Here is a 13315-nt window from a genome sequence, read left to right on the forward strand (position 1 = left end):
ATTTGCCATCGCTCCACCTCCACCGATCAGCTCATGCCAGGCTGTATTGCAGGCGAGCCGACGGCTGGCGAGGTGGGTGCCTCATGCCGGTTACATCGGGCCTGCGTCCGGGGTGGCGGGCGACCGTCTGAGTGCTCGGACGAAACACCTGCCAGATGATGATTAGGCAAGAGGCGTGAGGTTCACTCTCGCCGACTAGCGCCTTGGGGCGGACCGGGAAGACAAGGGGGTGCCTCGAGCCGGTTAACCCTCTACGGCGGCTCATTTCGAAAACTAGCGCCGGCCCTTGATCTCGCGCGGTAGTTGCGTTTGGATATGTCCGTTCCGGGGGAAAGAAATGCGCTGGCTGGGAATCGCAATGCTCTGCGTGGCACTGGGTGGATGTTACGCAACGGGCGCAGATGTTCGCGCCAAACTGGGACAAGACTACATCGGAAAAAATGTCGATGCTCTTGTCGTTCGGTGGGGGCCACCCGCAAGTAGTTTCAAGATGAATAGTGGCGAAACCGCCTATTCGTGGCAACTCGCAACTGCGAGTTCATTTTCGGTCTCTCGTGACGGCCAAGCGAGCGCATCGGGAAGCTCGAGGGGGTACGCTTGCAAAGTCAATGTCGTTGCATCGCCGAGCGGAACGATCACAAAGCTCGATACTGAGGATAGGGACAGCAGCGTCTACTACGGGCCGATCCCTACAGGCATCCAGACTGGCAGCATTTGCGCAGAGCAACTTGGAATGAAGCAGTAGAGAGTGCCCCGTAGTTACGCGCGGTGTACTGAGGGACGATGCAAGCTCCCTCGGGGCCATCTTTTGCACGCACGTGACCTTACGGCGGCAAGGTCGCAACTTGCGTCATGACAGCTCGCAGGACGTCGTCCATTTTAGGACAGCGATAGCGCGCGAACCGGGATCGGGCCGTTGCCGTGAGACTGATCCGCTCCGTTGCCATCTCGTCTAATGGCAACAGGAAATAGTCGATGACCTCTCTGTTCGTTTGCTGGTCCAGTCTCATCGCTAGGATGAGACTGGCCGGCTCGACTATCCGACGATGGACTAGCCAGGCAGGCGCGTGGCGCGGGGCGGTATAGTAGCGGGCCATGCGCAACGAAATAGCCAGCCTACCCTCGACCGTCAGGACTTTCGTATCGGCATCGAAAATGGCCGCAGCACCGAGCGCTCGAATGCGCGTGGCAAGAGTCGACGCCTGTCTCGACAACTCGGCGCCAGATTGCTGGCGCGCGTCGAGATAGTCGAAATCTCGTTCCGAATTGGCATAGCCGACTTGGCGGAACGCCTCTCGCAAGCTACCGAACCGATAGGCATAAAGGGCAGCGCTCGGCATGCTATCCATTGATGCCATTATCGAGACGCTCAGCTTTCCATTGATCGCAAGCGCTTCCCGCAGCTTTTTCAGCAGTTGCTCATCCGATAGCCTGACATACTGCTCGCTCAGCAGCTGTTGTGCCCTCAGAAAAATGCTTTTGTCGACAATAGGCTCATAAAGATCTGTGGCCCTTATCCATAGCTCCGGCGGGTTTTTCTTCATCACTTGCCTGAGCCGGAATGACTTGCGATTGTAGACGCTGTTTCCGATGTAAGCCTCGTTACCAAGGATGTTGCGGATCATGGCTTCCGACCATGCCGTTCCCCGATGGTTCGGCACCTGTTCCTTATTAAGCAGACGTGCGATCGACGCTTGGGATCTACGGTGGACTACGTATTCCCGGAATATCTGAGCGACAAGTCGTTGTTCTCCCTCGGGTCCGGGCCGGACCAGCACCCGGTCTGTCTGGAGATGCTTGCGCTGGCCTTTGCTCAAGATGCCTCGCGAACGGCGATCCTCGTCGACCAGTTCGCGCTGCAGAGCGTAGCCGATGGCGCCGCCTTGCTTGAACCCGAGGCTGGCGACGCGGCAAGCGCCGGCATGGACCTTTGCCGAAAGCTCCCTTGAGTATTCGGCCGCCATTACCCGCTTAAGGTTCTTAACGATACTCGCGATAACGCTGCCGTCGTTGTCGAATTCCTCGGCGCAGTAGCACACCTTGATCCCTGCCTGACGGCAGGTGAATTCGTGATAGGCGCTTTCATCGACGTCCTGAAATCGCCCCCAACGGCTCACGTCATAGACAAGGATGTGGTCGAAGTCCGCTCGACCGCTGCGGACGTCGTCGATCAGCTCAATCAACCCCTCGCGCCGGTGGATACGAAGTCCGCTCCGGCCTTCGTCCGCGTAGGTACGAACAATCACGAGATCATGCTGCGCGGCATAGACGGCGATGGCGGCGGCTTGGTTTTGGGTCGAGTAGCGCTGGTGGTCCGTCGACATCCGAACATACTGGGCGGCCCGCCCGGCACGTGTCGGCGATAACAAATCGGTCCGCGGGCGAACGATCAACGCGTTGGCCATTCGATGCCTCCGCAACGATTGCTCTGACGCCCCGATATGGGCAGTCACCATAGCGAGGACAGGCCGCGCTTGCTCAGCCATCCTAGCGCGGCGGAGCAGAGGAGCGAAGCCATTCCGGCCCAGAACCACGAACGACCGCGGGCGGCATTGATTGAACGCAGATACAGGAAGGCGCCGAGCAGCGTTCCGTAGTTCCTTCGAAAATCCCCGTTCAGCTTTGCGATCTTCGATAGATCGGACGTCTCGGCTTCATTCGACATGGGCTGCTCCCGAGTTGGACCAGCACCCCATGAACCACTGTTTTGCCCGACGGAGCAAGAGTAATTTCTGCTTTTCGTAATCGGCCGTTGTTTGTGGTGGCGAACTGAGTTGGCGGCTCGTTTCCACACCCACGAGCCGCAGTAGCGCGATGGCTTCGTCACCCCCTACATCTCGATAATTTGCCAGCGAGCACGAGATCCGTATTTATTTCGCCATGCCCGCCGCCCGTATCATCACCCCGCCCCTGTCCGGCCGAGATCGCAAGCACTATGCGCGCGAGCTGCACAAGGCAGAGGTCGCCTACGAGCACGAGATGCGTGAAGCGGCCGAGGCTCACGAGGCCGCCGATCGGATGCTCGCTAAGGCGCACGCGCTCGACTGCATCGCTTGGACGACCCGGCAGTTCATCGGCGGTGACGAGGATCCGTCCCCAACGATCGCGGATGCCATCCACGGTCGGTACAGCCTGCTGGAGGTTCGCTGCCGGCATTGCCGCCACACGGAGATCATCGACTTGACGCTGGTCGTGTGGCCTCGCGAAAGGCCGGTGCACACGATCCGCAGAGCACTGTATTGCGGGCCATGCCAACGGACGGCGGGCCGCAAGCATCGGCCGGAGCTGATCGGGCTCCGGCCATTGGATGGTCCGCAACCGAGCGCGCCTGTGGAAGCCGCGCGCCAGAAGAAGGCAAGATAGACCCCTGCGATGTGCAACCTCTACAGCATTACCACGAACCAGGCGGCGATCGCCGACCTCTTCCGCGTGACCCAACGCTATGAGGGCAACTTGCCGCCGATGCCCGGCGTCTTTCCGGACTACCCTGCCCCCGTCATCCGCAACACCGGCAACGGTGAGCGCGAGCTCGTAATGATGCGTTGGGGCATGCCGCCTCCGCCGCGCGCCGGCGGCGCGCCGGTGACGAACATCCGCAATACGTCGTCCCCGCACTGGCGCGCCTGGCTGAAGCCGGAGCACCGCTGCCTGGTGCCGGCGAACAGCTTCGCCGAGTACGCTCCGGAACCGAACCCGGAAACGAAGAAGAAGGACCTAGTGTGGTTCGCGCTCAGCAACGACCGTCCGCTATTCGCCTTCGGCGGGATCTGGACGACCTTCAACGGCGACCGCGGCACCAAGTCCAAGCCTATCCCTGGCCCTCACCTCGTCTACGGTTTCCTGACGACCGCGGCAAATGCGGTCGTCAAGCCGATCCATCCCAAGGCGATGCCGGTCATCCTGACCACGGCAGAAGAGCGCGACGTCTGGATGCGAGCGCCATGGGATGAAGCCAAGGCGCTGCAACAACCTCTACCCGATGACGCTCTCAAGATCGTGGCGCGTGGCGTAGACAAGGAAGATAAAGCCGCGGCGTAAGTACCGAAATACTACGCGTGTTCGATGCGGACCGAGACGCGGATCGAGCTTCGGCCTTCCGATCGATGGACTTTCCTGTACCCGGATTGCCTAAACATCGAGACCCACCCACGGATTAACGGCCTGGGCGATCAGTCGATAAATTTTGAAAGGCCGCATCGATGTCCCGCACCGTCATCGCCCAACCAAAGTAGTGTGTATGAGCGCGCGTGAAAGTTGCATCACCTCGCGGCATCAGCCTAATAATTGGCCTTTCCGTTACGGTCGGGCCGCAGCGGCAAAAAAAGGATCCGCCAAGCGATGTCAGTTTATCTCGACGGTTTATCAATTCAATTTTTCCGCGGGATCGGACCCGAAAAGCAGAAACTGGGACCGTTTAAGGATTTCAACTTTTTCGTCGGCGCTAACAACGCAGGCAAATCTACTGTCCTAGATTTGATCCACCGGTACGTGGCGAAAAATAAACCTAATCAACATCCCCAAGCCGTGGATGCCTACACCGGACCAGAGACCGGCACCTTCTATTACGCAATTGGAATACCCGAGAGAAAATTTGCAGATGCGATTGTCTCGAAGTTCAAGCCGATTGCGGAGAACCGACACTTCAATGATCAAAGGAGGCAAGAATTCGAGCAACACATCCGACAGGTATGCGCAAGTCTTGCGGACAACAGATTTATTTGGATCGACGATCGAGAAAGACGAAGTGACGACCAGACCAGGCTTCGCGAGTACGCACGTCGTGCCAAGCCAGTCCTCACTCCCGGCCAGTGGCAGGACTTGTGGAATGCGATTACTGGCTCTGGGCGCGGCGACATCGATCAACATTGGCTGCCGCAAACGCTTCCATTCTTTTTTGACGCTCAAGACACAAAGCTTCCACCCGTAAGGTTTATTCCAACCCACCGCCAAATCGGCCAAGCATCCGAAGAATTCAACGACTTTAGCGGGCGCGGTCTTATTGATCGGTTGGCTCAATTGCAAAGTCCCGATCATGACACGCGCGAAGATTTTCGTCTGTTTGAGCAAATCAATTCATTCCTTCAAACAGTCACGGGAAGACCGCAAGCGAGGATCGAAGTGCCGCACCATCGCAGGCACGTGCTTGTCCATATGGACAACAAGGTGTTGCCCCTATCCAGCTTGGGAACAGGTATTCACGAGGTCATCTTGATTGCCGCTTTCTGTACCATCAGTCAAAAAGAAATAGTCTGCATAGAAGAACCAGAAAGCCACCTGCACCCGCTCCTGCAGCGGAAGCTCATCTCATATCTGCGAGCCAACACCACCAACCAATACTTCGTGGCAACACACTCTCCGAGTTTCATCGACACGCCCGGCGCCGCGATATTTCACGTAACAAACGATGGCGTTCAAACTCAGATCAAAGAGAGCATTCTGAAAAAGGAGCGATTTGCAATCTGCTCAGATCTCGGCGTTCGCGCTTCGGACATCGTTCAGTCGAATTACGTGATCTGGGTGGAAGGACCTTCAGATCGCCTCTACCTGAGACACTGGATCGCCAGCATCGCCCCCGAATTGCAGGAAAGCATCCAATACTCCATCATGTTTTATGGTGGCCGCCTACTTAGTCATTTGTCGGCGACCGATGAGGAAGTCACCGAATTCATCAGCCTACGATCCCTCAATCAAAATTTGTGTGTCGTTATAGATAGCGATAAGTCCGGCCTGCGCTCGGTGATCAACAACACCAAGAAGAGGATCGTTACGGAGTTTGAAGATACGCAAGGCATGGTGTGGGTGACAAAGGGCAGAGAGATCGAGAACTATCTCCCGCACGATGTCCTACAAGCTGCCGTCAAGGAGATTTATCCAGCCAAGTATCATTCCGCGCTGCCGACTGACCCCTACGGGCATGCCCTGCATTTTCGGTCGCTGTCTTCGTCTGGCGCCCGGGCAGCAAAAGTGATTGCGGAGGTGGACAAAGTGCGCGTTGCCAAGATTGTAACGAGCAAGCCAGTCGAACTAGACGTTCTCGATCTAAAGAGGAACGTGACGGATTTGGTTTCACGTATCCGGGCTGCGAACAAGTAAGATCTCATCCTGCGGCTCAGACTGAGCTGGATCGAGCGCGTCGAGGCGCCTATTCGAGTAGCGCCGAACGCGCCTGCCGAAGCGTCTCTTCCGGAATTGTGTGAAGGGCAACGATCTTGGCCTTCTCGCATTGGAACGACACGTCGACGCCATTGTGGTCGGGGTCGGCCTCAATTGCGCCCTCCGGCTCGACTTCATAGAGCATCGGCGAAGAATGTTGCGACGCCCAAAGGATTGCAGTCGCAACGTCCGTGGTGATGTACACGCGATCCTTGCGTCGAACTTTGTCAGGGACTACGCCATTTTGCTCGGCACCAGTTACTGACGGCGGCAAGATGGCCATGAAGCCCGCTCTGCCGCCATGGAAATAGCGCCACGATGTTGCCGCCTTTGCGGTGGAGGGCGCTACCTGCTCTTGCAGTCTGCGTTTCCGTCTTCCGAGCTTCTGGTTCATCGCTCTTCCTCAGGACCAATCCACCGCCTTCGACATCAAACGTATAGATCTTGGCGCCAAATGTCTCGCAGCTGTAGTCGCAAGCAGTGCCGGATGGAAGGTCTCACCGGTGGCGCGGGACGCCGAAGCCACAAATTGGGCGGCGGTTTGCACCGCCGCCCAAGCTGGCTTGATCTCCTTTTGCGCTTCGTCGTCAGTTCGCGCCGTACTTCCGTTTGAGATGCCACTCGCCGGCCGGTACCACGAACTTCCAAGCTGATGGCAGATCAGCGCTGCGCTCCTCGAGGAAGCAGAGCGCGTGGCGCAACAGCTTCAGCACGCGCCGTTCGGCCGCCAATCGGATCTGCGGAGCATCGCCGCCTCCGACGATCACGTCCATCTCGGAAAGGGCGCACGCGATTTGGAACGTCGCGCCCGTGATGCTTTGAGGCGCGAGATGGTCGGCTGACAGGACTAGAGAGCCCAGCTTATCGTGTGTGGCGTCATCTTCCCTTTCGAGCCATTGCTTTGCGAGCACGTCGTACTTCTGAGCAAGGGTAAGCACTGGACAGGACTGCATGTCGTTCTCCTCTCGCGCGTGTCGCGCTGTTGTTTGCGAGAAGAAGCGTAGCGGCGTGCCTCAGAATGCCAAGGAAAAAGCCTGCTACGGTTGGTAGGTGTGGAATACTACGATCTGTAGTCGAGCACACATTTCGTAGTATAGCGCCGCTGACATGCTTTCGTTTAAGACGATGGTGCGCACTCAACATGCCGGGGGGCTATATGAGGATTATTGAAGTTCCGCTTCTTGCGGTGATGCTACTAGCTGCGACTGCCTGCGCTCACGCGGATGATCGCAAAATCGTGGGATCTTGGATCGTGAGCAACAACGACGATCGCTTTGGAAAGGGCGGGACCTTCGTTGCTGCCGTCCCGGACGAAACTGCCGGCACGGCCCTTGCGATCAGATGCATCGAAAAGGAGCTTTCGGTCGCCGTGCTCGACAGCGCGCCGGACCCAAAGCCCCTGAAAGTGGGTACAAGCTACATCGTCAAGCTGAGGACCGATAAAGAGCCGATCATGACCACGACCGGCAAGGCGATCAACGAACGTCTAATTCAGGTCAGCACCCAAGCCGATATGGTTCGTACAATACGCAAGGGTCGGGAGACAGCGATCCGCCTGGAGACCGACGAAGGCGTGTCCCGAACGATCATCTTTAGGACGAAAGGGACCGCGAAGGCTCTCACGCGAATTGCGGATGAGTGCAATCTCGATTGATCGCCGGATAGTCGTCTAGGTTCAAGAGAGCGAGCAGCTCGGGCGGCGCCTGTCTGAGCGACAACGCTCCCTTCCAGGCGACAAATGGCAGCGGGCGCGAGTTGGCTAGAACGAAACCATAGCAGCCAGGCGCGTACCAGCGGCTCGCGTGCGGCCGGACGCAGTCCACGATCTCGGTGATGCCAACGACGCCACCGAGCTTCCGCTCGCTCGTGAGCCGCACTCCAAAGCGCCTTTCGATCTCCTCTGGGGTGATGTCGTCCGGACGTTGTGATGCGTGCACCAGCACTGGACCACGATATCCGGTCGCCCAGGTGCGGTTTTCGATGTCTTTCAGGCCGTGCACGATCAGCGCGGCCCAGGGCTGTCGAATGCTGATGATCTTCATGCAGAAGCAGACTAGCGGCTGACCTCGCAAATCCAACGGAAAAGCCCTCTTCCAACAGCAAAACCCGCAATTTTTGAGCGAAAGCACCGGATGGTGCTCGTTTTGCTGAGGAGTGAAGTCGAATTGCTACGGAAGCAGCCGGCGGCGCTCTCAAACGCAAGCTCGTTTGGCCAGCGCCTCTAGTAGCGCAGCCTTCTTCGCCTCGAAGAAATCCGCGTACCGGATCGTGCGATCGGCCGCTCGCGCAGCTCTGAACGATTGATTGAGCTCCCGAAGCTCTCCCTTGCTCTTCATCGTCGCCAGCATCGCGTTCACCGTGTCGATCGCCGCGCGGGCGCGGTCGATCGCGACCGCGTGCGGGGTGATGCCCACCCTGCCCTCGTCCGCGAGCTCCTCGAGGCGCGCGGCGATCGCCGCCTGGTCGGGGGGTGCGACGTGGGTGTGGTCTTGCTTCCAGAGCTGCAGGCGGTAGGCGAGGATGAAGTTGGCGCCCCGCGGGCAGCAATAGGCAACCCGGCCCTCCTCAAGGTGGAAGCGAGCGGCGTCCTGCGAGCCGATCAAGCCGTCGCGGTCGATCCAGACCGCGGCGACCGCGGCCGCCTTGAGATAGTGTTCCGTGAGGATCTCGTCCCGATTTGCGCCCATGCCCAGGGCGCTTGGCAAAGCCGATTTGGCGCGGCGATGTCAAGGCCGAACGCGATCGCAACTTGGGTTATCGAAGATAGTCTTGGTCGCGCTCGAGCGCTTTCCGGCTGGGCGGGATCCAGGCGAGTTGCGTCGATCGCGCGCCAGACTTTTTCCAGACGAGCCAAGCATATCCGGTCGCAGTGGATGCCTTTCGGTCCAACCGTCCTTTCACCATCGGCACGCGCTCCGTGTATTGAGCGCAGATCGCGGGTGGCGTCTTCTCAAACAGGTTGCGATAGCGTCCGACGCTTTCGATGAATACGGTCCGGACCAGGACGGCGACCCCGCGCCTGGCCACGATAAGCGAGCGGTGGACAAAGTCCTCCGCCAACCGAAACGGCGGGTTCGTGATCACCCAATCCACGGCGTTCGCCTCGTAGGGGACGTCAAGGTAGTTCCTCACCGCCCCATAGCCGTACTTGTACGCGTCGGAAGAGCGCACCTCGCCGAAGTACTCCTTCAGCACTTTTGCCATGTGGCCGGCGCCGCACGCCGGTTCGAGGCAACTCAGCTTTTTGAACGGACCGAACTCAGCCAGCACATGCTCCATGAACGCGCGCGTGGCCCACGGCGGCGTCGGAAAGTCGTCAGGGCTGTCCGCCGCCTCGGTGCGCTGCGCCATGACGGCGTGCGATCGGTTCTGCATCCCTCTTCTCCCCGCGCCCTCGACTAGATTCGGTCTAGGAGAGCATACAGTTGCTGCTTGAAATAGGCATTGGCTTCTTCCACGAGATCGTAGACCGGAAAGCCGAAGTGATCGTTAAGCTCCGGCCCGGTCAGGGAATACGGCTTCGGGATGGAGCGCCGACCGTAGTAGAAGATGATCCGCGCCTCGGCCTTCTCGGGTTTGTACCCCGCCGTCTCCCCGTAACTCTTGAGCAGCATTTGAGTGACAGTAAGATCCCTCCGGATCGATCGTATCTTGCCGGCATCGAACTTCCCGAAGCCCCTTTTGACCTCATAAGCTCGGAGCGTCTGGTCCGCGCTATCGAAGACCATCATGTCGATTTGCAGGGTGCGGAAGCTTTCGCCGTATGGCAATAGGGCGGCATCTGCTTGGTGACCGATGATCTGGTCGGCTGCTTGCGATACACGGAAACAATCTTCCCGCCAGACCTCGTGCCTGTTGCTATCCTTGAGGCTTTCCAGCATCGCGCGCTCTAGGATCGTGCCGTGACGCTTGTAAGCCGAACTGATGATGCTGGTCTGGCGTGAATACTTTTCACCGGCAATAGGATCAGTGTCGAAGGCGGCGGACGCCAGCGTTGAGATCGTCTGGTCGACGATCGGCTTCACTCGCTCAATATAACTCATGAAAATCGGTCGCCGGTTCTGAAGGACCCACAACCTTACATTTAGCGGCAAGCATCAGGGCAAGCGACTAAGAAAATGGTTAATGGCGCCGTTCGGAAGACTGCTGCTTTGGTCGACCGCACCCAAGCATTGCGCCTATGCAATGAGGGCCGCTATCGCCGTAGTGCAGCGTTACATGCATCGGTCTGGGTCGGAGGTGGTCCCAGCCGTCGCGGTAGGTGCAACTGGAAATCGAAGACTGCATACGCGCCGTAGCCCGAGTGTAGTGGCATTGGCCACGCGACCTACGACGTAAGGATTCGCGAGCCATCCGGGCTGAACTCGATCGATTCTATATTGGCTTGATCCCCGCCGAAGGTTGCAATCTGTTTAGCGGTCCTGACGTCCCAGACACCTCCACGAAACAAATAGGACACGGCTACCTGCGAGGCGTTGAAGTTAAAGACCGCGAGCCTCACCCCGGGATCTCCTCCGAAAACCGTGAGCTGCTTTCCAGTCTTGACGTCCCAGATGCCCGCTACACCATCCGCTGCAAGGACCAGTGTGCTATCGTGATTGAAATCGACAGATAATACCAGTCCGCGCGCCTCCAGTGTAAGCAGGAGTTTGCCCGTGGCAGCATCCCATACGTGCGCGCCTTTCAATCCTTCCCCTGTGGCGATACGCGAATTATCGGGGCTCAAGGCGACAGTCCATGCATTATCGGCGAGCTGGACTACCGCAACGGACTTGCCAGTTGGCACATCCCAAATCCACAAAGTGTGGTCCCGACATACCGTGGCAATGTGCAAGCCGTCGGGACTGAAATCGGCCCATAGAACCAGATCATTGTGCCGCAGAAGCCCGACCTGCTCGCTCGTTGCGGAGAGCCAGATGCGGGCGGTTTTGTCCCAGGACCCGGTTACAATGAGCGTGCCGTCTCGGTTGAAATAAGCGGACGACACTATCGCACCCAGCGGTCCAGGTAGCACGCCCACAAGCTGCCCGGTGTGCGCATCCCAAATGACGCCGTTTCCACTATAACCGGCTCCCACCACAAACTTACCATCGGGGCTGAAGGCGCCGGAAGAAAACCAATCGTCACCTTTGTGCGTTAAAATATGGATCCGCTTGCCCGTGGCGGCATCCCAAATGCAAACGGTCTTATCAAACGACGATGTGACAACGCGTGAGCCATTCCGACTATACCTCGCTGAAGTCACTTGATCCTTGTGCTGCAGGATCGCGATTTGCTTTCCGGACTTCGCGTCCCAAATGCGGGCTGTGTGGTCGTTCGATCCCCCGGGGCCCAGATCGCGGGTTGAGTTGTTGCCGCTCCCCTCAGCCAATCTTCTGATCGTCCTGCTGATAACAGGCATTCTCTAATCCTCCGAGCTAGAAAGTCTCCAGCAGTGGATTTTTCCTTCTCCGCAAATCCGGTCGCCCGCGATTCTTACAAGATCACGCTCTACAACCCGGCTTGCCACACGAGGCACTCTAACTATTGGCAAATACAGTAACCTCTGTTGCCAGAGCCTATGCCGCACACAGCCGACTTGCCAATCGAGCAGCAAATACCGCAACTAGGATTGCCGCCTGCGGGGCAGCAGGAGTAACGGCCGGACTTACTCTGTAATTTCGCGAAGGAGTTATGCACATCGCTAGCGGCGGTCGCTGGGGCCACCCCGGACAAACCACTCTCTAGGGAAACACACAGCGACACCAAAAAAAGCACGCGCACCAGCGTTCGCATAGTTCGCTCCTGAGATCATTTTTGCGATTAGACTAAAACTAACGTCCTCGCATATCAGCAAGCGCCGCTACTGCAGTAACAATGGCTACTGTAGTCTTGAGCCAAGTAGCAACATGCGGCGACATTAAGAGCACAGGTTTGGACGCAGCCAGGATTTCCACTCGCCCTGCAAGAGCCGCCGGCGTCTTTCTTGTGAAATCGAAGGGAGAGCTTGTGATTATGGTCTGAAGTTGCTGCATTCCCGGCGAGCGGCGGCAAAATCGCTGTCGTCAGAAAGGCAGAGAAAACAACAATACGGAGTGCTAATATCATTTATGATCTCCCTACGCTGAAGTATGGAAGTTCGATCAAGGCAATTTCGCGCTTCGCACGTATCGTCGATTAGAGCCCCGTTTCAGTCCCTTCGATAATTTGCCAAAGCGGCAACACATCTTAGGTGCGCCTGAACGTATGTCAATCGCGAGTTGTATTCCTATCTCCACATTGCCGGGTCGGTCGAACTTGGTCGGCTGCTGGGATGCTGCGCCGACCTAACGCGCGAATGGCTGCACTTGGCCCATTTCAGTCGTTAGTCCGTCGAGCTAACGATGCTAGCTTAAGGAGCTAAAGCAGACCTCGTCGCCAATTTCACGGCCTTCCTGGGGAGACAGGTCGCATTTCAGTCTCAACAGGCCGCGGACGCGACTCGGTCGCCCTGGTCGTGCGATCAAGCGCTACCAGAACCTCACGCGGGTGGCTGAGATCGGTCCCATCGAAAATCACCCCTGGCCCCTCTCCATCGATCAATCTCATCTGCCAGAACGGGCTAGGCCGCACCGATGCTTCAGCGGGTTGGAAGGAAATTTGCTCGAAGAGCATCTTACGACAGCGGATCGCGGGGAGCGGCGCCATGCGCCGCACAATCCCTCTGTCGTCCCCGAGATCATCGACTGCATCCGGGTCGCCGATGAGCGCGCCGTTGTCGGCGCGCGTCCACAACCAGACCCGCTCCGAGCTGATCTCTTCACGGACACGTCCAGGGCGAGCGCGAGCAAGCACGTGAGCAGAGACAAGCGGCCCGAGGTCGACTGGCAAGGCGGCATTAATTTCCGCATCCTCCATTGCGGCGGATAGGACGCGCTGCCGAGCGCAGTGGCGCGAGTTCGGCGGTACGGTGCCGGAAAGAGCGGTGCGAGATTTGGAGCCACCAGCGCCCGCCGCAGGACGGGCGTTGCCGCTGATGTGGCAGGCGCGGGTGGCGGTTCGACTTGTCCGCGCTTCCGTGGGCCGGCCTCGCGAATAGCCACTTAGCGCCGCGCGCGCGCTCGTGCGCGCCCGCTCTAAACTCTATCGGCTTGGCGGTGCTGTGGTGGTGGACCGAGTGCGCCTGACGGCGCTGGGCGGTCCA

General features: G+C 58.4%; 14 protein-coding genes. 5 read left to right on the forward strand and 9 right to left on the reverse strand.

Annotation, left to right across the window (positions count from 1 at the left end; genetic code table 11):
- Positions 1–824: 824 nt before the first annotated feature.
- Complete coding sequence (locus K289_RS44870; protein ID WP_051310735.1) at positions 825–2405, reverse strand: recombinase family protein; 1581 nt, start codon at positions 2403–2405, stop codon at positions 825–827.
- 44 nt (positions 2406–2449) lie between these two features.
- Positions 2450–2665 carry a hypothetical protein gene (locus K289_RS0122205; RefSeq protein WP_027553549.1) on the reverse strand — a complete coding sequence of 72 codons (216 nt, stop codon included), beginning with the start codon at positions 2663–2665 and terminating at the stop codon, positions 2450–2452.
- Positions 2666–2880: 215 nt separating this feature from the next.
- Here K289_RS0122205 and K289_RS47805 point away from each other — a divergent pair, with 215 nt between their 5' ends.
- The 3 genes from K289_RS47805 (at position 2881) to K289_RS44880 (ending at position 6093) form a co-directional block, all read left to right on the forward strand.
- Positions 2881–3363 (forward strand): hypothetical protein, encoded by a 483-nt coding sequence (locus tag K289_RS47805; RefSeq protein WP_051310737.1) that lies wholly within the window; start codon positions 2881–2883, stop codon positions 3361–3363.
- A 9-nt stretch (positions 3364–3372) separates the two neighbouring features.
- Entirely contained in the window at positions 3373–4038 is a 666-nt protein-coding gene (locus tag K289_RS0122215; RefSeq protein ID WP_027553550.1) for an SOS response-associated peptidase, read from the forward strand.
- Between the two features lie 300 nt (positions 4039–4338).
- On the forward strand, positions 4339–6093 hold the full coding sequence (locus K289_RS44880; protein WP_051310739.1) for an ATP-dependent endonuclease: 1755 nt from the start codon (positions 4339–4341) through the stop codon (positions 6091–6093).
- Positions 6094–6142: 49 nt separating this feature from the next.
- Here K289_RS44880 and K289_RS50630 read toward each other — a convergent pair whose 3' ends face one another.
- Positions 6143–6547, reverse strand: a complete 405-nt coding sequence (locus K289_RS50630) for a hypothetical protein (RefSeq protein WP_027553551.1) — start codon at positions 6545–6547, stop codon at positions 6143–6145.
- 193 nt (positions 6548–6740) lie between these two features.
- The gene (locus tag K289_RS0122230; RefSeq protein ID WP_156918118.1) at positions 6741–7064 is read right to left on the reverse strand and encodes a hypothetical protein; all 324 of its coding nucleotides are present in this window, start codon (positions 7062–7064) and stop codon (positions 6741–6743) included.
- 245 nt (positions 7065–7309) lie between these two features.
- On the opposite strand from K289_RS0122230, the gene K289_RS0122235 reads away from it, so the two are divergent.
- The gene (locus K289_RS0122235) at positions 7310–7807 is read left to right on the forward strand and encodes a hypothetical protein (RefSeq protein ID WP_156918119.1); all 498 of its coding nucleotides are present in this window, start codon (positions 7310–7312) and stop codon (positions 7805–7807) included.
- On the opposite strand, the gene K289_RS44885 is transcribed toward K289_RS0122235, so the two are convergent.
- The 5 genes from K289_RS44885 to K289_RS0122260 form a co-directional block, all read right to left on the reverse strand.
- Positions 7773–8195, reverse strand: a complete 423-nt coding sequence (locus K289_RS44885) for an ASCH domain-containing protein (protein ID WP_063614164.1) — start codon at positions 8193–8195, stop codon at positions 7773–7775. The two genes, K289_RS0122235 and K289_RS44885, sit on opposite strands and share 35 nt — an antisense overlap.
- 150 nt (positions 8196–8345) lie before the next feature.
- On the reverse strand, positions 8346–8840 hold the full coding sequence (locus K289_RS0122245) for a hypothetical protein (protein WP_027553554.1): 495 nt from the start codon (positions 8838–8840) through the stop codon (positions 8346–8348).
- A 67-nt stretch (positions 8841–8907) separates the two neighbouring features.
- Positions 8908–9528, reverse strand: coding sequence for a hypothetical protein (locus K289_RS0122250; RefSeq protein ID WP_027553555.1), 621 nt, complete (start codon positions 9526–9528; stop codon positions 8908–8910).
- Between the two features lie 23 nt (positions 9529–9551).
- Complete coding sequence (locus tag K289_RS0122255; protein WP_027553556.1) at positions 9552–10196, reverse strand: hypothetical protein; 645 nt, start codon at positions 10194–10196, stop codon at positions 9552–9554.
- 284 nt (positions 10197–10480) lie between these two features.
- Positions 10481–11554 carry a WD40 repeat domain-containing protein gene (locus K289_RS0122260; protein WP_027553557.1) on the reverse strand — a complete coding sequence of 358 codons (1074 nt, stop codon included), beginning with the start codon at positions 11552–11554 and terminating at the stop codon, positions 10481–10483.
- 1217 nt (positions 11555–12771) lie between these two features.
- On the opposite strand from K289_RS0122260, the gene K289_RS50635 reads away from it, so the two are divergent.
- Positions 12772–13041 carry a hypothetical protein gene (locus K289_RS50635; RefSeq protein ID WP_156918120.1) on the forward strand — a complete coding sequence of 90 codons (270 nt, stop codon included), beginning with the start codon at positions 12772–12774 and terminating at the stop codon, positions 13039–13041.
- Positions 13042–13315: the final 274 nt, after the last annotated feature.

Source organism: Bradyrhizobium sp. Cp5.3 (genome assembly GCF_000426265.1).
GTDB classification, from domain to species: Bacteria; Pseudomonadota; Alphaproteobacteria; order Rhizobiales; family Xanthobacteraceae; genus Bradyrhizobium; species Bradyrhizobium neotropicale.

Bases quoted from the DNA above. Each gene is read 5' to 3' on its own strand.
- K289_RS0122245 (WP_027553554.1), bottom strand. From the start codon at position 8,840: ATGGGCGCAAATCGGGACGAGATCCTCACGGAACACTATCTCAAGGCG.
- K289_RS0122250 (WP_027553555.1), bottom strand. From the start codon at position 9,528: ATGCAGAACCGATCGCACGCCGTCATGGCGCAGCGCACCGAGGCGGCG.
- K289_RS44870 (WP_051310735.1), bottom strand. From the start codon at position 2,405: ATGGCCAACGCGTTGATCGTTCGCCCGCGGACCGATTTGTTATCGCCG.
- K289_RS0122215 (WP_027553550.1), top strand. From the start codon at position 3,373: ATGTGCAACCTCTACAGCATTACCACGAACCAGGCGGCGATCGCCGAC.
- K289_RS0122255 (WP_027553556.1), bottom strand. From the start codon at position 10,196: ATGAGTTATATTGAGCGAGTGAAGCCGATCGTCGACCAGACGATCTCA.
- K289_RS44880 (WP_051310739.1), top strand. From the start codon at position 4,339: ATGTCAGTTTATCTCGACGGTTTATCAATTCAATTTTTCCGCGGGATC.
- K289_RS50630 (WP_027553551.1), bottom strand. From the start codon at position 6,547: ATGAACCAGAAGCTCGGAAGACGGAAACGCAGACTGCAAGAGCAGGTA.
- K289_RS0122235 (WP_156918119.1), top strand. From the start codon at position 7,310: ATGAGGATTATTGAAGTTCCGCTTCTTGCGGTGATGCTACTAGCTGCG.
- K289_RS0122260 (WP_027553557.1), bottom strand. From the start codon at position 11,554: ATGCCTGTTATCAGCAGGACGATCAGAAGATTGGCTGAGGGGAGCGGC.
- K289_RS44885 (WP_063614164.1), bottom strand. From the start codon at position 8,195: ATGAAGATCATCAGCATTCGACAGCCCTGGGCCGCGCTGATCGTGCAC.
- K289_RS47805 (WP_051310737.1), top strand. From the start codon at position 2,881: ATGCCCGCCGCCCGTATCATCACCCCGCCCCTGTCCGGCCGAGATCGC.
- K289_RS0122205 (WP_027553549.1), bottom strand. From the start codon at position 2,665: ATGTCGAATGAAGCCGAGACGTCCGATCTATCGAAGATCGCAAAGCTG.